General features: G+C 37.2%; 19 protein-coding genes. 12 read left to right on the top strand and 7 right to left on the bottom strand.

Going from position 1 to position 19337, the window contains the following annotated elements:
- On the top strand, nucleotides 1–321 hold the full coding sequence (locus AN490_RS21770) for a hypothetical protein (protein ID WP_300006964.1): 321 nt from the start codon (nucleotides 1–3) through the stop codon (nucleotides 319–321).
- Between the two features lie 147 nt (nucleotides 322–468).
- Here the strand turns inward: AN490_RS21770 and AN490_RS21765 are convergent, their stop codons facing one another.
- Nucleotides 469–843, bottom strand: coding sequence for a hypothetical protein (locus tag AN490_RS21765; RefSeq protein WP_213719984.1), 375 nt, complete (start codon nucleotides 841–843; stop codon nucleotides 469–471).
- Between the two features lie 101 nt (nucleotides 844–944).
- Here AN490_RS21765 and ychF point away from each other — a divergent pair, with 101 nt between their 5' ends.
- From ychF to AN490_RS21720, 9 genes are all read left to right on the top strand, one after another.
- A complete protein-coding gene (ychF, locus tag AN490_RS21760) occupies nucleotides 945–2036 on the top strand; it encodes a redox-regulated ATPase YchF (protein WP_300006961.1) in 1092 nt (363 codons plus the stop codon).
- Nucleotides 2037–2515: 479 nt separating this feature from the next.
- Entirely contained in the window at nucleotides 2516–4042 is a 1527-nt protein-coding gene (locus tag AN490_RS21755; protein WP_300006958.1) for an aminotransferase class V-fold PLP-dependent enzyme, read from the top strand.
- A 127-nt stretch (nucleotides 4043–4169) separates the two neighbouring features.
- A complete protein-coding gene (locus AN490_RS21750; protein ID WP_300006956.1) occupies nucleotides 4170–5744 on the top strand; it encodes a hypothetical protein in 1575 nt (524 codons plus the stop codon).
- Between the two features lie 178 nt (nucleotides 5745–5922).
- Nucleotides 5923–6354 (top strand): hypothetical protein, encoded by a 432-nt coding sequence (locus AN490_RS21745; protein ID WP_300006954.1) that lies wholly within the window; start codon nucleotides 5923–5925, stop codon nucleotides 6352–6354.
- Between the two features lie 111 nt (nucleotides 6355–6465).
- Entirely contained in the window at nucleotides 6466–7308 is an 843-nt protein-coding gene (locus AN490_RS21740; RefSeq protein WP_300006952.1) for a hypothetical protein, read from the top strand.
- Nucleotides 7309–7344: 36 nt separating this feature from the next.
- A complete protein-coding gene (locus AN490_RS21735; protein ID WP_190385423.1) occupies nucleotides 7345–7749 on the top strand; it encodes a hypothetical protein in 405 nt (134 codons plus the stop codon).
- Nucleotides 7750–7789: 40 nt separating this feature from the next.
- Complete coding sequence (locus tag AN490_RS21730) at nucleotides 7790–8353, top strand: hypothetical protein (RefSeq protein ID WP_300006948.1); 564 nt, start codon at nucleotides 7790–7792, stop codon at nucleotides 8351–8353.
- Nucleotides 8354–8575: 222 nt separating this feature from the next.
- Nucleotides 8576–9202 (top strand): hypothetical protein, encoded by a 627-nt coding sequence (locus AN490_RS21725; protein WP_300006946.1) that lies wholly within the window; start codon nucleotides 8576–8578, stop codon nucleotides 9200–9202.
- Nucleotides 9203–9444: 242 nt separating this feature from the next.
- Nucleotides 9445–10002, top strand: coding sequence for a cysteine hydrolase family protein (locus AN490_RS21720; RefSeq protein ID WP_300006944.1), 558 nt, complete (start codon nucleotides 9445–9447; stop codon nucleotides 10000–10002).
- 203 nt (nucleotides 10003–10205) lie between these two features.
- Here AN490_RS21720 and AN490_RS21715 read toward each other — a convergent pair whose 3' ends face one another.
- Nucleotides 10206–11045, bottom strand: coding sequence for a prephenate/arogenate dehydrogenase (locus AN490_RS21715; protein ID WP_300007271.1), 840 nt, complete (start codon nucleotides 11043–11045; stop codon nucleotides 10206–10208).
- A gap of 366 nt (nucleotides 11046–11411) precedes the next feature.
- On the opposite strand from AN490_RS21715, the gene AN490_RS21710 reads away from it, so the two are divergent.
- Together AN490_RS21710 and AN490_RS21705 are read left to right on the top strand one after the other, a co-directional pair.
- Complete coding sequence (locus tag AN490_RS21710) at nucleotides 11412–12260, top strand: M23 family metallopeptidase (protein WP_300006942.1); 849 nt, start codon at nucleotides 11412–11414, stop codon at nucleotides 12258–12260.
- A 168-nt stretch (nucleotides 12261–12428) separates the two neighbouring features.
- Complete coding sequence (locus tag AN490_RS21705; protein ID WP_300006940.1) at nucleotides 12429–13034, top strand: peptidoglycan-binding domain-containing protein; 606 nt, start codon at nucleotides 12429–12431, stop codon at nucleotides 13032–13034.
- On the opposite strand, the gene wecB is transcribed toward AN490_RS21705, so the two are convergent.
- The 5 genes from wecB to AN490_RS21680 form a co-directional block, all read right to left on the bottom strand.
- Nucleotides 13031–14140 (bottom strand): non-hydrolyzing UDP-N-acetylglucosamine 2-epimerase, encoded by a 1110-nt coding sequence (wecB, locus tag AN490_RS21700; protein ID WP_271822227.1) that lies wholly within the window; start codon nucleotides 14138–14140, stop codon nucleotides 13031–13033. The two genes, AN490_RS21705 and wecB, sit on opposite strands and share 4 nt — an antisense overlap.
- Before the next feature lie 77 nt (nucleotides 14141–14217).
- On the bottom strand, nucleotides 14218–16656 hold the full coding sequence (locus AN490_RS21695; protein ID WP_300006937.1) for an ABC transporter substrate-binding protein: 2439 nt from the start codon (nucleotides 16654–16656) through the stop codon (nucleotides 14218–14220).
- 175 nt (nucleotides 16657–16831) lie between these two features.
- A complete protein-coding gene (locus AN490_RS21690) occupies nucleotides 16832–17953 on the bottom strand; it encodes a DUF1822 family protein (RefSeq protein ID WP_300006935.1) in 1122 nt (373 codons plus the stop codon).
- A 3-nt stretch (nucleotides 17954–17956) separates the two neighbouring features.
- The gene (locus AN490_RS21685; protein WP_300006933.1) at nucleotides 17957–18619 is read right to left on the bottom strand and encodes a sigma-70 family RNA polymerase sigma factor; all 663 of its coding nucleotides are present in this window, start codon (nucleotides 18617–18619) and stop codon (nucleotides 17957–17959) included.
- A gap of 66 nt (nucleotides 18620–18685) precedes the next feature.
- Complete coding sequence (locus tag AN490_RS21680) at nucleotides 18686–19303, bottom strand: tetratricopeptide repeat protein (RefSeq protein ID WP_300006931.1); 618 nt, start codon at nucleotides 19301–19303, stop codon at nucleotides 18686–18688.
- Nucleotides 19304–19337: the final 34 nt, after the last annotated feature.

The following is a 19337-nucleotide window of genomic DNA, read 5'->3' as shown; positions in this document are numbered from 1 at the left end:
ATGAACTTAAAAGATATCAAACAAAAACTATTCCCCATTATCAAAATCACCTCCACCGCACTCATCACCAGCGCTATTGGTTTAGAATTATGGAATCTCAATAACCAACTACCCAGTATCTTAACCCCTGCTTTAATCATTGCCCATATTGCCCTATCCGCTCATTTTATTGAAGCATTAATTGCCGCTTATTATGCCCCAACACGCAATCAGACAGCAATCAAATATGCAACTTATACATTTTTTGTCGGTACAGTTGGTTTATTAGAATTGTGGGAAAATCAGGATATAGCAGCAGTTAGCAGTCAGAAAGAAGAATAATCTCAAACCTAAATTAAGGAACTGCAAGTTGATATAATTGCCCTTTTGAGGTCGCCGCGAGATTAGATTGGGCTAAACTCTTAATCTCATTCTGTCAGTAGAATCTCAGTGGCTTGGCTCCCTGAGAGTGTCAATCCTACAGCCTCCTTAGTGGAAATAGATAACTCGCGCATCTATCTTATGGTATTTCAACACGCTAGATAAACACTCGGCTTCTTCTCTTTTACTAGAACTCCCAGCGTATATATAAGTCCCAAGCCGATGCTTGGCTAAAAATGCGTCAGAAACATAGCTTCTGACAACATTTAATAATTGATCTGAATTACCAGGAATAACAACCACATAAGGGCGGTTTGGCACTTTACCAATGACGATCACATTATTCTGCTGGACAGTATTCACCGATTTGCTAACTTGAGGCAAACTTCGGGGAATACAATTGGGTGCTTGCCCCCAAGCCTTGGATAATAAACTATGCCATAAAACAGTTGTAATTATGGCTGTAATTAGATACTTGTTCATACCATTTTAGATTTTAGATTTTTTTATACCACCAATGACTCCAACCATCCTCCACCTGTTTGAACTATCCTTATACTTGAAACCAAAATCTAAAATTTACAATGCTAAGAGCCGGAATTGTCGGACTTCCCAACGTCGGAAAATCAACCCTATTTAACGCTGTAGTCGCTAATGCTAAAGCTGAAGCGGCTAATTTCCCATTTTGCACCATTGAACCGAATGTTGGCATGGTTTCAGTACCAGACGACCGGTTAGACGTTCTCGCAAAAATTGCTGGTTCTGCACAAATCCTAGCAGCCCGTGTTGAATTTGTTGATATTGCCGGTTTAGTCAAAGGTGCAAGTCAAGGAGAAGGACTGGGTAATCAATTTTTATCCCACATTCGGGAAGTTGATGCCATAGTTCATGTTGTCCGTTGTTTTGAAAACGATGATATCATTCACGTAGCCGGTTCTGTTGACCCAGCGCGAGATATTGAAATCATTAATTTAGAACTTGGTTTATCTGACTTATTCCAAATTGAAAAACGGATTGATAGAAGTCGCAAACTCGCACGCACTAGCAAAGATGCCCAGGTTGAAGTAGAAATTCTCGAAAAATTAGCCGCTGCTTTAAATGAAGGCAAATCTGTCCGTCAAGTTGGTTTGAATGCCGAAGAATCGGAAATTATCAAAGGCTTAGGACTACTTACCAATAAACCAATTATTTACGCTGCTAATGTTTCTGAAGAAGATTTAGCCACAGGTAATGATTTTGTCGAAAAAGTTCGAGAAGTTGCTGCGGTCGAAAATGCCCAAGTTGTCATTGTTTCTGCTCAAGTAGAAGCGGAATTAGTAGAATTACCAGAAGCAGATAAAGCTGATTTTCTGGAATCTTTAGGTGTCAAAGAAGGTGGTTTAAAATCTTTAATTCGCGCAACTTACACTCTATTAGGTTTGCGGACTTATTTCACCTGTGGACCAAAAGAAACCCGCGCTTGGACAATTAACGCCGGAATGTCTGCACCTCAAGCCGCAGGAGTTATTCACTCTGATTTTGAACGGGGATTTATTCGTGCAGAAACGGTCGCTTATCATGATTTAGTAACTCATGGTTCAATGAGTGCAGCCAAGGAAAAAGGCTTAGTTAGAAGTGAAGGAAAAGAGTATATTGTTCAAGAAGGTGATGTAATGTTATTCCGATTTAATGTCTAGCAATTAATGAATTAACACAGTTTAAATTAGCCAAGACATATATCCAAATAAATTCTTGTCTGGTGGGTTTCTGTCTACCTAACACCGAAAATATATGTCTTCCCTGGTCTTTTTTACAGCTTAAATTCAATTCTCAATCTTCATCTTTAATAACAAGTCCCAATGACTTACAGCAGTTCCCGCTATTATAAAGTACAGATATGAATAATTAAACTCTTATGGTGCGGGTATCTTGCCCGCCAATAGTGTACAAAATCACATTAATATCATCTATAAACAGATGCAGTCATTTTTTTAACACCATATCTACGGATACTACGCAAGTGTTATTAGTACAGACCATCCATCTTAGCATTAGTTACAGATTTTGCGTTTATTAGTAAAAAATTTAGTAGATATACTTGACAAACTGATAATTGCTATGTAATCTATAAAAAGTTTATCGTGCATACAATTACCAAGACTAAGGCTAGATAATTATGCAGTATACAGAGAAATTGATCACCAAAGATACAGAGAACTTGATCACCAATGAGGGGCTTTTTGATGATCAATTATTTCGGCAAAGCGCTGAGATAGTTGTATCCAAATTAGAAAAATACTTAGCTGACTCATCAATCAGAGGACTAGCACTCAGTAATCCTTATGACTTGTCCCAAACAGCAAAAGAGATCATGAATCAGGGACAGAACGATCAGGCTTTATGTAATCAAGAAAAGCTAGAAGCAATTATTGATTTATACATTAAAACCGGAATACAAGTGTACTCACCCGGTTATATGGGCCGACAATTTTCTGGTATAATTCCCCTAGCCGGTCTGATTGATTTAATTAGTTCCATCGTCAGTCAACCCTCCTCCTTCTATGAAGCAGGGCAATTACCCAACGTAGTTGAGCGGATTATGGCCGATGAGTTTAACCAATTTATTGGTTGGAATCCTGATACTTTTGCCATGGTGACCACCTCCGGGGGGACATTAGGTAATTTAACCGCTCTTTTAGCAGCTAGAAACGAAAAATTTCCCCAGATTTGGTCAGAAGGTATTTCTGCATTGGGAGATCAATATCGTCCGGCCATTGCTGTGAGTGAAGATGCACATTATGGCATTTGTCGGGCTGCGGGGATTATGGGAATCGGAGAAAATCAAATTATCCGTTTACCAATTAATCAGAAAAAACAAATCTGTATAGACCAGGTACGTCCTACCCTAGAAGCAGCAGAGAAACGGGGGCTAAAGATTTTCTGTGTGGTAGCTTCAGCAGGAACTACTTCCGTAGGTGCTTTTGATACAATTGATGAATTAGCACAAATCACCAAAGAGAAAAATATCTGGCTTCATATTGACGGCGCTCATGGTGCTAGTTTACTGGTTTCTGACCAGTTGCGCCACAAATTAAAAGGAATTGAAAAGGCAGATTCCTTTGTCTTAGACGCTCACAAAATGATGTTTTTACCTGGGGTGTGTACCCTTCTTTTCTATAAGAATAAAGAAAAGAGCTATGGAGCATTTCGTCAGAACGCTAGTTATGTCTTTGAAAAAGTTCCTGATATCTATACTCAATTCGATAGTGCAGAACAGAATTTTGAATGCACTAAAAGACCCTTAATCATGAACTTGTGGGTATTATGGGCACTCTATGGAAAGGACATATTTGCCAACAAGATCGAGTATTTATGTCAGTTGACCCAAGAAGCCTATCAAATACTCAAACAGGAACCAGATTTCCAGACTATTCATCAACCAGAGGTGAATATCCTTTGTTTCCGATATGTACCTTCTAATGTGAGCGATAATCTGTTGTCTGATTTTCAGTTAGCAATTAGAAATAGAATTAGGGAAGGAGGAAAATTTTTCATCTCTAAGGTAGAAATTGATGGAATTAACTCTTTGCGTGTCGTTTTCATGAATCACAGAATTAATACTAATCACTTTCATGAATTGCTAGATGAAATTAGAAAAATTGGATTGGAATTAATTAGCGGAACTTACTTAGTTGAAAATTAATAGTCAGTAAATGAGTGACTGTTGTAAAAAGCTGTAAATTTTCAATAATTAGGCTTAAACAGGCGAAAAATACCGAAAAACTGCTTTTATAGCTTTTTGTAAACCTAATAAATAACAGGAGAAAAAAGTGTTAGAATATCAAGAGAGAGAAACAAGTATAGATACCGAAAGTCAGACAGTATCTACTTATCGTGAAGAGTTAATCGATAAATTAATTCCCCTTGATGAACTAGAGCCAAAATCAATTGATGAAGTAGTCAAACTGCCTTCATTTTTCGAGAAAATCAACAAATGTGAAAGCCTATTAGATAGATCATACAGTGGACTTGAAGAGACAATTCAAAATGCCTTAGTATTGCGGCGGTTACAGCAAATGACAAATACTCTCATGCTCAATCCTATTTGGAAAGACATGATTGAGAAGTCAGGGTTAAAAAAAGCTCCCCGCAATTTTGAAGAATGGCAGCAATTACCGATTTCTGACAAGACCACTATGAGTGAGTTATTCTCATCCTCAAGACCAGGTTTAGTTGTTCCTTTAAGTCATGGCGGTTTTGAAATTGTCGCCAGTGGTGGAACTACAACTGGTTTACCGGCGGAAATGGTTTACTCATTACGAGAATTACAAGATACATACAAAATTGCTGGTAAATTCATCGGCGAACATATGTTAGCTGATTACTTAGCAGGAGATGATCCTAAGTGGGTTGCTACCACCTTAGCGGATTTTCAAATGTGGAGTAGCGGAACAATGGTTGGAGGTGTTTTACAGAATATACCAGGAATTAACTATCTTGGTGCTGGTCCGGTCATGAGGGAAGTTTATCACCACATTATGTCCTATCCCGGTCCAAAAGCAATTATGGCAATTTCCGCAGGAATAGCAATCCTGAGTGACCTTGGTGTTGGTTTACATGAAGAAGCTAGAAAAAGTTTTCGTGTAGCAATGTACGGTAGTGGAGTATTACCATATCGCAAACGACTTGAGTTAAAAGAGCTTTATCCTAATCTGGAGATTTTGAGTTACTTTGCTACAGTTCAAAACGAAGCTATTGGCTTACAGTTGCGCCATGAAGTTCCTTATTTAGCTACTGTTCCAGGGTTACATTTGGTTGAGGTTGTGGATAGTGAGGGTCGTTGGGTTAAAGTTGGAGAGGAAGGTGAGTTAGTTGTAACTCGACTTCATGGCCATGAAGCACCATTTCTGAGGTTCAAATCTGGAGATAGGGTGATACGTCGTCCTAATATAGATAAACCAGAATTAAAAACCCAACAATTTGAATTTTTAGGTCGTAGTGGAGATATTATTCACATTAACGACACACAATATTCTGCTCCCCAAGTTTACGCTTCTCTCTGTCATGAATTGAAAGCAATTGGTATTTTTGACTTGGAAGCACTGGCTCACGAAATGCAGTTTGTTAACCATCGAACAACAAAAACCTTGCAGTTAATCGCTTCGGTAGACGATATAGAAACCTTGTTTATCAGAATGGATAATATGCTGGGAATTGAAGGAATCAAGCGTTTATTTATCCAATCCTTAATGCACTCTTTATCTATTTTTAATATAGGAGAAGCTAATGTGTATTACACTGAAAATAGTGGCTATAAATTTGAGATAAAACTTGTAAAAAGGTGGTCAGAAGAGATTTATAGAACTCCACTAAGTAAAGTACCTTTAATCAGAGATATTTTCTAAAGTTGGCAGGATATGGATTACAAGGTAGGGAATGTCACGCCCGAACCCTAGATTTATTATTCTAGTAGGCTTGTAAATAGTAAATCCTGGACTTTTTCAGGTTAGCTTAACAAGAATCCTCTCACTTGGGGGGAGTGTCAACGACTGTTTTTTTTCAAGTAAAATAACGAGGAAAATTATGGAGTCAAAGATCAGCATATTTTGTGTTGTTGATGTCATTGAATCACTTTCGGGTGGAACGCTGTTAAATGGTAATCTTTCCATGGTGGACAATAGCCCTCTGGGTAGTCTAAATCAGGGAACAACCAATTTAGTTACCCTGTGTCACCCAGGACAAACTATTCACTGGACAATTTTAGCTCTTGATTTGCAGACACCAGTAGCTATCAGAAAGATTACCTTTCTTAACCCAGATGGTACTAGTGTTGAACCGCTTCCAGATGACCCTACAAAACTGGAAAGCGATAAGCTGCATTTAAATGTTTGGTCTGGAGTTGTCCCATATTACCTTGTACCTGGCGTAGATTATCGCTATAGATTTGAGTTGCAAATGTATGAAGGTAAAAACTGTCTGATGTATGTAGATACTCCTGCTTTGAAGTGCATTTAACCTCAGCTTCATAAACAACAAAAACGCCTGTAAAAATAGCACTTTATAGACAGTTTGGACTAGGCGTTAAACAGTGAAAACAAACTTGAACTCAGAGAAAAAGGAACCTTTATGAGCCAACAGTTGGGAATAATATTGTTGATTGATGTGGCAGCGGCCATAGAAGCCAACACTTTGGAAGGTAATACTTACCTGTTCGACAACATGAAATTGCAGGGGTCTGAAGGTTTAGGCACTGGCAAATTGATTTCTGCAATTAATGGTACTAGTTACTGTGATGGTTCTCAAGCTAATGAGCAGGTTTTGAACTGGCTGCCCTATGGAGTTGGTTCTTTACCCCCTACTTTGCCCAAGAGCTTTTTATCAGACAAGTCGAAAAATAGCGATCTTAAGGTACTTGAAGAGATACAAGCCCTTACAGATAGACTGACCGGTGCTAATGCTGACAAACAAAACATCTCTAGTGTCGTCCAGGAATTACAAAAGATCTCGAAAGCTGTCGGTGTCAAGACTCAAGTTCAGAGTAAAAAGAGTAACGTTAATCAGGACATTGGCCATCTTGGACAAAAAATTATGGATGTCACAGGAAACCTTGTGACTGAGGTCGATGGGAAAATTCCGGAAATCAATTCTCTCAATCCCATCGTTACAAACATCACCGGCGAAGCAGTTGATAAAAATGTCATTTATCCTGCTGCCTATGGCTCTCCTGATATGGTGACAGATGGCTGGTACTGGGCTGCATCTATAGATACATCCAGACCAGGGACTTATGCTTATACAATGCATATACAGTTGTATAAACTATCTCGTGAGAATGGGGCTTGGGCTTGGGTACCAGTAGATTTTACCCATGATGCTTATATCAAGATCTCCAATGATCCTAAGAAGAATGGGTTTACAAATGCAGGTATTGGATACTTGCCAATTCCCAAAGTGATGATAACTGCTTGATTTTCAAACGCAATTTCAAAAAATGGAAGACAGATTATGGCAAAAACAATAACGATCGCCAGTGTAATAGATGTTGTGGGTGCATTGGCAACTGATTCCTTGAGCGGACAAGTCTATTTTACAGACACTGAGAAAGCATCTGGTTCTACAGGCCATGGTACAGAGAATTTAAAAACCATAGTGTCAGTAGGAGATGTATTGGTTTGGACAGTAACATTCTTAGAATGTGAAGCCTATGCCGCCATTGATGAAATCATCATTGACAAGAAATACTGTGAACCACAAAAGAAGGTTTATGAAGGTACAGATGTCTCCTACTGGTCTGGAACGGTGAAAAAGGGCATTCAATCAATTCCTTACACCATCAAATTTAAAGTAGGAACTCGGGCAGAGTCTATAGCTACCGCTTCCCCTCTCCATCTTGTGGGTAAAGATGCCTAAACTGCCGAGAATCATAATTTAACTAAGCAAGAGGAAAACCATGTCAGATAAGTCTACTCTCAAGAAGCAAAATCCTGGACAGCTAAATTCAGTGCAACTGAATATAGTCACTGTCATAGACGTTCATAAAGCTGTGAGAACGGGAAGCCTGAAAAACACCCTGTACATGATGGACAACAGCGTAGGGGGGCAAGGACAGGGAACAGATCATTTACAAACTGTCTGTAAACCAGGGCAGGTTCTGAATTGGATTATCTATCCTATGGATATGGAAAAGAGTCCAGAGGGCGTATGGCCACCTATGCCAAAAATTAATAACATTGTTTTCCTAGACAGTCAACAAGAAGGCGACGCTGAGGAATTTTCTGAAACCAAAATCTGCACTGAGTTGAAGGTTTATGGTGGTCCAGATATGATGCGTCATCGTTATTGCCCAGTTTATTATTATTGGGCAGGGGCGGTATTAAGCACTTTAAAACCTGGTGTTTATAATTACAGATTTGTCCTTGAACTGGAGCAGGAAGGCAAAAAGGAGAAATTGTATTTGCATACTCAGGAAAAGCCCTCTTTGAAAATAATTGATCTGTCCGCAGGACAATACTAATCTCTGTTAGTAGTATTTCTGGTTTGTCAGTTATATCAAATGACATAATCAGAGACAGATGTAATGATTAGATGAGCTAAATTGCATCTGATTGTACATAGGTTGTGGGCATCTTTGCCCACAATACAAAACTTAAATTGCTAAATATTTGGGTTTTTCAAGCCCTGCTATTTAGCCTTAACTATTTGTGTTATAAATCCTAAAATTATTGATAATCTATAAATGGTAAAATTCCGCATTATTGAATCACAGGACTTTGAACAAACTGTTGATTTATGCTCTCAGTTATTTGTGAATAATGAACCGATAACTAAAAGTTTGCAGATAAATTATCAAGAATTTCGACTATTAGCTGAAGCTTATTTGAGGAAAGCAATTGTGGATAGACTTTCTATTGTTGCGACGGAAGATAATGGAATTATTGTTGGTTTTGTTATCTCAGAACATTTGATGACTATTCCCCCTTATACTCAGGAACTCAGTCATAAATTTGCAGCAATTCACAAGTTTTCCCAGGAGTTAAAATATAGTTATTTTGATAAATATCAATATTATTACTGGGAATTATTTCAGACTTTACATATTTTTTTATTAGGAGTTAAAGATGAATACAAAAATCAAAAAATTGCTACGAATTTAATCAGGGAGAATTTAAGGTTAGCCAAACTGAACTATTTTTCTGTGGCTATTTCTGAACTCACTGGAATTGCATCTCAAAATCTATTTCGGAAAATAGGCTTTCAAGAACAAGTAACACTCAGCTATGACTCCTATATCTTTAAAGGTGAGAAAATATTTTCATCTATTAAAGAATCTACAAGTTGTAAGTTAATGTCATATAGAATTTAGCTAGACTAAGTAGGTCAACAGGAAAATTTAAAGGTATGTAACGGTATGTAAAGTTGTCTCAATGCGATATTCTGATTGTGTTTCAGCCATTTTACAAAACGCAATACACCTCATTTTTATTTTGTTCACCTACGTAAAAATAAAATCTGGGATCATATCATCAGCCGATGGAAACGAAGATTGATAATTGATAAGTTCTGTGTTAAAAGAGAGTTATCGTCAAATTTTAAGGAGATAATGACGTGAAAACAGCACTAGTTCTAGTTGACATTCAAAATGATTATTTTCCCGGTGGTAAATGGGAACTTGTCGGCATGGATATAGCAGCTTTCAATGCTGGAAGGCTTCTAACTGCCTTTCGTGAGAGAAAGCAACCAATTTTTCATGTTCAACATATTGCCAAGAATCCTGACGCACCATTTTTTGTTGTTGACACCTATGGCGCTGAGATTCATGAATCTGTGAAACCCCAGGAAAACGAAAAGATTATTATCAAGGAGTTCCCGAACAGTTTTCGTCAGACTACTCTTCTTGATGATTTACATAATGCTGGGGTGGAAAGATTAGTGATTTGTGGGGCTATGAGTAATATGTGCATAGATGCCACAACTCGTGCTGCAAATGATTTAGGTTTCGACTGTATTGTTGCTCACGATGCTTGTGCAGCTAGAAATCTTGAATTCTATGGTCATATTACACCTGCTTTAGAAGTTCACTGTGCTTTTATGTCAGCACTTGGCTTTGCCTATGCTCAGGTTGTCTCAACTAAGGAAGCGATAGCCATTTCAGCTTTGACCTAAGTTTTAATCAGCATTTTTGGACCTTTCTTTTCCTGAATTAGCGATAGCATTCAATTAATGCAGACATCGCTATTAAGCTGTAACGCATTTAATTTGTATAGTATAATCATGGCGAGAATGATGCCCGCATCACAAAATTCAGCCATATTACGATTGTACAATTTGGCTGCGTAACAGCTTACCTACAACTTTTTCAGCAGCCCCTATTCTAGAAAGTTGTGAAGTGCTTGGTGATTTAATTTAATCTTTTCTGCTAACAATTCCCAGTTTTTCCCCTCAATTATATGAATAAATTCGTCTAAATTTTCCCGGTATTGATATAGTGAATTTAATAATGCTTGGCGATTATATTGCGCCATCATTACCCCTAATTCGGGATTTCCACCCCCAACCCTACTCGTATCCCGAAACCCTGAACTAGCAAAATTTTGGGCTAATGCCGCGATTTCTGGATCTGTTTCACTTAAACAAGCTGCTATCAAAGAGGCACTCACAATTACAGGTAAATGAGAAATCCAACTCACAGCGCGGTCATGTTGTTCTGGTTGACAATGGTAGATAATAGAACCGAGCGATCGCACAATTTCCTCTACAATTGTCACAGCATTACTAGGTGTTGTTGCCACAGGCGTTAATACATAAGGCCGATTAACAAATAAATTTCGCTGTGCTGCTTCTATACCCGCGTCTGTTTTTCCCGCCATCGGATGACCACCGACAAAATTTTCCCACACAGGAGAAATTGCCTCAACTATAGGCATTTTAACTGAACCAACATCAGTAATAATAGCAGCCTTTGGTAAATGAGTGATCAACTCTTTCACTTGGGGGACTATCAATCCTATAGGGGTACAAATAAATACAACTTCGGCTGATGCCAACAAGCTCAAGTCCAACGACGCTTGATCAACGCTACCAAGGTTAATTGCCTTTTCACAAGTTGATTGACGACAACTGACACCTAAAACATGGTGTCCTTGCGAACGTAAATCGAAACCTAAGCAACCGCCTATAAGTCCCAGTCCTAAAATACCAATTTTCATCGTCATCTGGAAAATTTAATTTGTACTTGTTCTCTCAATACTTTACCAACTCCAACTCTCAAAGTTGGCAATAGCAGGGTAGATTAATGAATTTAGAAGCAGAATTAATCGCAACCTAGGCAGAATCGGTTGTCAACTTTAGTGGTCTTAACCTAACAGAATCAAATTTTAGTAATGTCCATAAATCGAAAAAATCTAAGCATCTTGGGAATAGTAAGTTTGCACGAGTCGTAAATTTAACTAGCAAATTGTCCCGATGTGACACATTTGAGACTGAAATAGCAAATAACTATAGCATTTTTCCATTTACAGCAGTCAGCTTTGACTTCTTTTTCGCTGCTATAGCAATTATTAGGCTAGAAACTGATGAAAAAAGTTAATATCTACCGCTTTTGTGATTATGCTTTGATGGCTTTAATATCCTGTACCGTGGCTGTAAGTAAAGTTTCCCCAGCTTTGACTCAGACAGTTTCTCTAATTAACCCCACACCCGCACCTACTGCTAACTTAATTTGGCCGACCCAAGGGATTCTTTCCCAAGGTTTCCGTAAATATCAGCATGAGGGAATTGATATTGCGGGTGCAAAAGGGACTCCAATTTTAGCTGCTGCTGCTGGTACAGTCGTGAAAGCTGGTTGGGATGATTGGGGATTAGGCAATTTTATCGAAATTAAACATTTTAATGGCAATGTAACAGTTTACGGACATAATAGCCGTTTATTAGTAAGTAAAGGTCAACAGGTCAAACAAGGTCAAATTATTGCCGAAATGGGTTCAACAGGCAATAGCACCGCCCCTCATTTGCATTTTGAATTTTATGCAGATGGTCGTTTAGCTAGTAATCCTCTCAGTTTATTACCGTCTGCCACCATCGCAAAAACACCAGTAAATAAACCAATTACCCCAATTCTACAACCAGGTTTATCTGCAAGTAATAATACTGATTGTGATGGAACTACAGTTATGACAGGGGAGACCACAACGGTCAGTATAAAAGTTTGTGAAGAAAATGGTCAGTTATTTTATGTGGGGAAATTGAAACAAGAACCAAGTCAAGTTTTAAAAATTCGGGCTTGGAAGCTTGACAATAACAAATATCAGGCAGATAATGGGACTTTTTCCTACTTAATTAGTCCAGAAAAAATAGAAATTTGGCGCAATGGGAGTCCAATTCGTGCGGATAGTTTTCTCACTTCTCATGGTTTAGGGAAATAAAAATACTAACCTCTTTATGTAATTGATGATTTCATTACAAATACCTGATGTGACAGTTCAAATGGCGGAATATATTAGCCAACATATTGTCATAAAGAAGTATAAAATCAATGAAGATTAAAACTAGACAAAAGTATCACAAAATTTCACATAAAGGAGCAGATGATTATGGAATATTTGGCTTATTCCTATATGTATATAGAGGATGAAAGAACAAATGAAAATTTTGCATTAAGTCTTCCGAAATCGTCATTTAATTGGCGGAAAATTTTTAAATCTTCTGCATGGTTAACTTTGGCTGGTGTGACTATATTACTAGCTACAGTGACTCAAATGCAGTTTGCTTCGGCTGAATATGCCAGCACAAATGGAAATTGTCTTTATATTCGCACCGGACCTAGCACTGCAAATTCATCTGTAGCCTGTGTCCGCAATGGTACATACATTGGTGAAACTGGTAGTGTTAGAAATGGATTTGCGAGAATTTCTTCGGGACGTTACCGAGGATACTATGCTGCTGAAAGATGGATTGGTAATACTCCTGGACGTTCTCACCGCAGATATCGTTCTGGCTACGGTGTTGGGGGTAGGGTAACGGTAGAATATGGCGCAAGAGGCAAACGAGTCAGAGAAATCCAAAGAGCTTTAGGGATTAGAGTTGATGGCGTTTACGGTTCACGAACCATTAATGCAGTTCGTCACTTCCAAAGACGTAACGGACTGCGTGTAGATGGTGTTGTTGGTTATCAAACTCGGAGAGCTTTAGGGATTTAGCCTAAGTAATTTTTGACAATTTGTAGGATGCGTTCTGCTGCATGGCCATCGCCAAACGGATTAATGGCGGTGGCCATTTTGCTGTAAGCGTCGGGATTGCTGAGTAGTTCACTAGCGGCTGTGACGATATTTGCGGTTTGTGTCCCTAGGAGTTTGGCTGTCCCAGCGGTGACTGCTTCTGGTCTTTCGGTGGTATCTCTGAGAACTAACACTGGTTTACCCAGACTGGGGGCTTCTTCTTGCAAGCCACCGGAATCAGTTAAGATTAAATGCGATCGCTCAATAGCTCCCACTAATTCGGCATAATCCAAGGGTTCTGTTAAGAAAATGCGGGAATGATTCCCTAACAACTGTTGCAATGGTTCTCTAACTGTGGGATTTTTATGTAATGGCAGTAATAAGGCTGTATCAGGAAATTGCTCTAAAATTTGTAAAAAACTTTCAGCGATGTCTTGCAACGGTGATCCCCAATTTTCCCGTCTATGAACTGTTGCCAATATTGTCCTATATTTGCTCCAATCTAAACCTGGTATATTGCAAACTGGTTTTTTGGCAGCCACATTTAATAAAGCATCAATGACTGTATTTCCTGTTAAATGAATTTCTCCCAATACCCCAGAATTTTGTAAGTTTTCCACAGCCAAAGTAGTGGGAGCAAAATGTAATTGGGTCAGTTGAGAAATTAATCTTCTATTAGCTTCTTCGGGAAAAGGATTAAATAAATCATCAGTCCTTAAACCTGCTTCTACATGACCGACAGGGATTTTTTGATAAAAAGCTGCCAAGGTGGCTGCAAAAGCTGTTGTTGTATCTCCTTGCACAATTACAAAATCTAACTTTTGGGCTTGAAATAATGCTTCTAAACCTTGTAAACTTCTACAGGTAATATCATTAAGAGATTGTTGTCGCTGCATAATCTCTAAATTCCAATCGGCTTTGAGTTTGAACAATTGCATCACTTGTTCAACCATTTCTCGATGTTGTCCTGTGAGAATTACCTGCAATTCAAAATCTGGAGAATTTTGAAAAACTTGAATTACTGGTGCTAGTTTAATAGCTTCGGGACGAGTTCCTAAAATGATGCCAATGCGGTGTTGATTAGTCATTAGTTAAATAATTACAATTTACTTTTAATTTTCCTAGACGGTAATTAATTTTTTACCTAATTATACCAAATTATTGTCTACTCCTTTCGGATAAAACTATAGCCTGTAGATGATTGGGAGTCTACTTGTACTTGAACTAACATAGCCTTACCGATGCGATCGCGATCGCCCCATGATAAAAATTTGATTGTCCCTGTCACACCTGAAAAAGCAAAGTTATGACTTAAAGCTTGTTGAATACCTATTCTAGTATTACCATTTTTTTCCATAGCAATAGCTACTGTTTTAGTAGCATCAAAAGCCGTAGCTGTCCGCCAAGTAATTAAAATTTGTTCACCCCAAATCCGATTAGCACTTTTGACAAATTCTTTATTTTCTAAATCATTAATTTGCCAAGGAACTGCCATAATCATACCATTAACTGCATTACCAGCAGCCAAAGTTGTTTGTGTTTGTAAACTAGGATTTCCTAATAATAATAACTTACCTTGATTACTTTTAGCAATTTCCAGAGCTTGATTCATTCTATCAATATGAGGATTCAGCAGAATAGTGTTGACATTTTGATTAATAGCATTTTGAATAATTTTATCACTTTGAAAGTTATTAGCAGAAAAATCACAATGAATATCACTAATTAATTCTAAATTTCTGTTATTAATAGTATTAATAAAAGCCTGAATGAAAGATTGATCCGTTGCTTGAGAATCACTGCAAATAAGAATCTTACTTTTATCATTATTTTTGGCATATTCCGCCAGAGTTTCCGCAATTACATGAGAACTAATTACAGTTCTATAAATATAATTACCATTGGTTTGATCTTCACGGTCAGTTAATTTTGTAGAACTACTGGTTGGGGAAATCATCACCAATTTGCCAGATTGATATATATTAGAAGCTGGTACGGTAGCATCACTGCTATTATGACCAATTACAGCTAAAATATCTTTATATTTGACAAATCTTGCCGCTATTTGTTGAGCTATTTCTGGGTTATTATTGTCATTAGCAATTTGAATTTGTAAAAACCTCCCATTCACCCCACTATCATTGTTTATCTCCTGTTGAGCTTGTGCGACTCCTCGCAGGATTTCTTGTGCTACGGGAGGATTACTACCTATCGGTACAGCTACACCAATTTTGATTACTTCTTTATTTCCAACCTTCGCATTTTCTAAATATATTCTCGCTTCTGGATCATTAGGATAATCTTGTAAATAGGTGGTAAATTTTTTAATTGCCAGATTATAATTTTTCCACCAAAATGCTGTTATAGCTGCTTGTTTATCCAAATTAGTTGGAGAATTAAATAATATTTTCTCCCCATAACTAAACCGATTTCGCAATTTTATTTCCTGAAAACTCAGCCATGAAATAGTACCGATAATTACTAATAATATCGTCGCTATTGCTGACTGTAAAGCCATCTTTTGTAAATTTCGGGGTTGGGGATATTTGAGTAATGCTGCGGCTGGATTTTGAAAAATTACAGGTATCCAAGAAGCACAAGGATATTGATTTTCTAATTCTTCCTGTAACCGCACACGCGCTTGCTGTACAGAAGTATATAAAGATTCACCAGACGCAAAAACTGTGAGAAAATATTCTAGAAAATGTTGAGCAACAATATCAGGAACAGGTTCTCGCATCACAATTGTATAAGGTATGCGTAAATCAGCTAAATTACGCGCTAATCCTAAACCATCACAAGAATTAAAAATTGCTAACTTCAATCCTTTTTTGACAGCATATCCCAGAGTATGACGCAACTGTAAAAGTGATAAAGTTTCATTGTCATTAATTTGAATTTCTCCCCAACTATCACCTTCTTGACTGCAACTATGTCCGGCAAAAAATAAAATATCCCAAGGTTGATACCATAATTTATTAACAAGTTCTTGACGCGAAGGTTGCAGCAAAGGTTCAATAATTGCCCCTGGTAATTTTGCTGTTAATGCTTGTAAATCTGGTTGAATATCAATCCCTTGACTATTACCTAAAATAGCCAGAATTTTTACCGGACTTTTTAATTTAATTTTGGATGGTTCATACTCAGAACTAATGACAACTTCAGGTTGAATATGACTGGTATGAAATATTTCCCACAAATGCCAAGGAAGTCTTCTTAAAAGTGAATCTTGTGTTTGTAAAATAAATCTGACATTATGCCAATCACCGATTTTTTGTAAAAATTGCCGTTCTAATTTTCTCACAGATGGTTGATTTAACCAATTATTAAAACTAGACTGGAATTTTTTAGCAGCAGTATCACAAATTTCTGTAGTAGATACATTGGTAATTTGAGTTTGAGGTACAGTGATTAACCAATTACCAGGCAATTGATAATAAGCTGATTGCCATTCATAATAAGTTTGAGGAATTTCTAAATCTGGTGGAAACCTGCCAGAAATTTCTGCGAAATGGGGTTTACCGTCTTCCCCAATTCTGATTTTTACAGGAAATCCTTTTTCAAAACTACCTTCCCCAATCTCGAATATGATCAGCTTACCCACTATTTTTACCCTAATTGATTTGTCTAGTTAAATGACAAACTTTTTATAATAGTTCATGTAGGTTGGGTTGAACAACGTGTTCGCGTAGCGTGCCGTAGGCATAACCCAACATCTTTGCGAATTGCTTGGGTTTCGCAAAGCCTCAACCCAACCTACAACTAATTTATTTGTCTGGTTAAATGACAAACTTTTCCGTAATAGTTGCATTATTTAGCGTAACCCGGATTTGGAATTTTTCACCCATTTCAGCACAAAATTTTAATTGAATGTAATTATCTCCTTGTTCTCTGGCTTTAACTTCTAAAAATGGCTGGCCATTTTCATATAATCCTGATAATAGTAAATCTGCTGGTAAATAAATTTGATTTCCCATGGGATATACCCGCAAAAGTACCGCAAAAGTTTTATCTAGTTTGGGTAATATAGCCACCATTAAAGCCACAGGATGTCCTGCTAACTGCATTCCCAAATCCATAATTCTTCTAGCATCTATAACAGAATGATTTGGTCTAATCGTCCATAAAATCTCTGCTAGAGTCCAACGAATTTCTTCATCATTTGTAGTTTGTAAAAGATGAACAAGAATATCCATTACTTCTACATCTGAATTTTCTAATAATGTTGATGGTAAGATTTTCTTCCAACTGCGCTGGGGATATAATTGTTCAATCACTTGCCAAACTTTTTTGGGTGTATCTATTTCAAACCCCCGCACTTTTGCAGAACGAAAGGCTAATTGCGAAGTTTTTTGTAAGGCTAATTCTTCAATACTTTGCCATTGAGATGTATATATTCCTTCTAACCATTGTCTTAATTGTATACCCGAAGATTGATGATAATGTTCTAGGAAAAGTTCTAATGGTTGTAACTGTTCTAGTTTAATTTCTGTTGTGGTAACTTGGGGTAAAAATCCTCTGATTTTGGCTTCTTGGCAAGTTTGATTAATTTCTACTACCACATAACCAAAACGATGATGCCAAACTTCAGGAGGAATATAACAAATCTGATCTCCTGTTCTGATATATCTACATTCTAAATGTCCAATTCCAGTTAATAATAAATCTGCTACATTTCCAGCTATTCTTCCCCAATAATCCCAACTATGACTAGCTTCTAATGTAGTAGAAATATCTAACATTTGCAAGTAGTTATTCACAACTTGTACAGCTAAAGTATTCAGATATACGAGTTTTGCTTTTTCTGGATTTGGTTGTTCTTGGGCAAATTGTAAAGCTGTATCTCGGAACTTTGCCGAAATAGGAATAGAAATGCTTTGTTGTTCAGTAGGATAATTCATAATTTATATATCAAAGTAACCTTCGCTATCAAAATAAGCTTGGGATTTACCAAAATTGAGCAGACGGGGAAAACATTGACGTTGATAGAAATTGCTAAGAGTTGCTACAGGTATACCAAACTCTACAGATAAATCTAGCCAAGATTTTTCTGGTGGTAAACGACGAGTAATTAAAATGTAACTATTAACATCTGGACGATTTCGGATATGAATACGTTTTAGTTCTGAAGAATTTGTTTTTAACCATTCTTGAATTTCATTTAATATTGGTCTTGGTTCTGTAGGTGCAGGAATTAAACTTGCAGGATCTATTTGCTCATTTTCTTCTAAGAAAAAATCGAATTTACTTTTTTGTTCATAATAACTAATCCGTTTATCTTGTAACCGATAACTGAAGTAATTGTTAATCCAAGTAATCACGCTACTTTTATCAGGATTATAAGGTTCTTTTGCGCTAGTAGCTTCACAAAGATTACGGCAAAAAAACCACCAAGTTTCCTGTAAAGCTTCTTCGGCATCAGGTATACCTGTACCGCGCAATAATTTACCTGTTTTTTGAATTAATAAAATAATCTGATTGAGTCCTTTTTGACGAGCAATACTACCACTAGGATGTTGACAGGTTTGTTGAATAAGTTGGAGGATTTTTGCTTCTAATTCATCCATTTGATTAGGTTAATTTAATCGTGATATATTCTTAAGATTGCTATAAAGCAGCAAAAACATTTTTGCCTATTTTGGCTCAATGTTTATCTTCAGAATTAAATTGAGAGTATATTGATATTCAGCTATTTTTCCTTGTTGCTGAAATAGTGCAGATGCTTTCTGAAAATCGGTAATAGCCCCTTTCTTATCTCCTAATAAAGCAAAAGTAGCACCTCGAGCGAGATAGGTTTCTGCAAAGTTAGGATTAAAATTTAGGGCTTGGTTGAAATCTTCAATTGCTCCTTTCATATCTCCTAATTCATTACGGAGAAAGCCTCGATTGCTGTAGACTACTGCATCATTAGGATCAAGACTTAGGGATTTATTTAAATATTCCATTGCTCCTTTCTTATCTCCTGATTGAAAGCGAATAATACCTATGTTATTGTAAGCCTCGGCATCATTAGGATTAAGACGTAGGGCTTGGTTGAAATCTTCAAGCGCCCCTTTCACATCTCCTGATTCCAATCGGGCTTCACCACGCTTGATGTAAAATTTTGGATCTTGAGAATTAACTTGTACTAACAGTAATCTTGATTCTCTTCCTGACTCTAAAATATTCGGCACATTTTGTGCATTAACTTTAGAGCTATATAATATTGCTCCTAACACAAAAACCAAACTTGTTAATTTTGATAATTTCATTTTGTTTTCCTTCTTCAATTAAGAACTTTTCAGA

Origin of the sequence: Anabaena sp. AL09 (assembly GCF_001672255.1) — a bacterium.
GTDB classification, from domain to species: Bacteria; Cyanobacteriota; Cyanobacteriia; order Cyanobacteriales; family Nostocaceae; genus Dolichospermum; species Dolichospermum lemmermannii.
The sequence above is the reverse complement of the archived record's forward strand: the minus strand, read 5'-3'. Positions and strand labels throughout refer to the sequence as shown.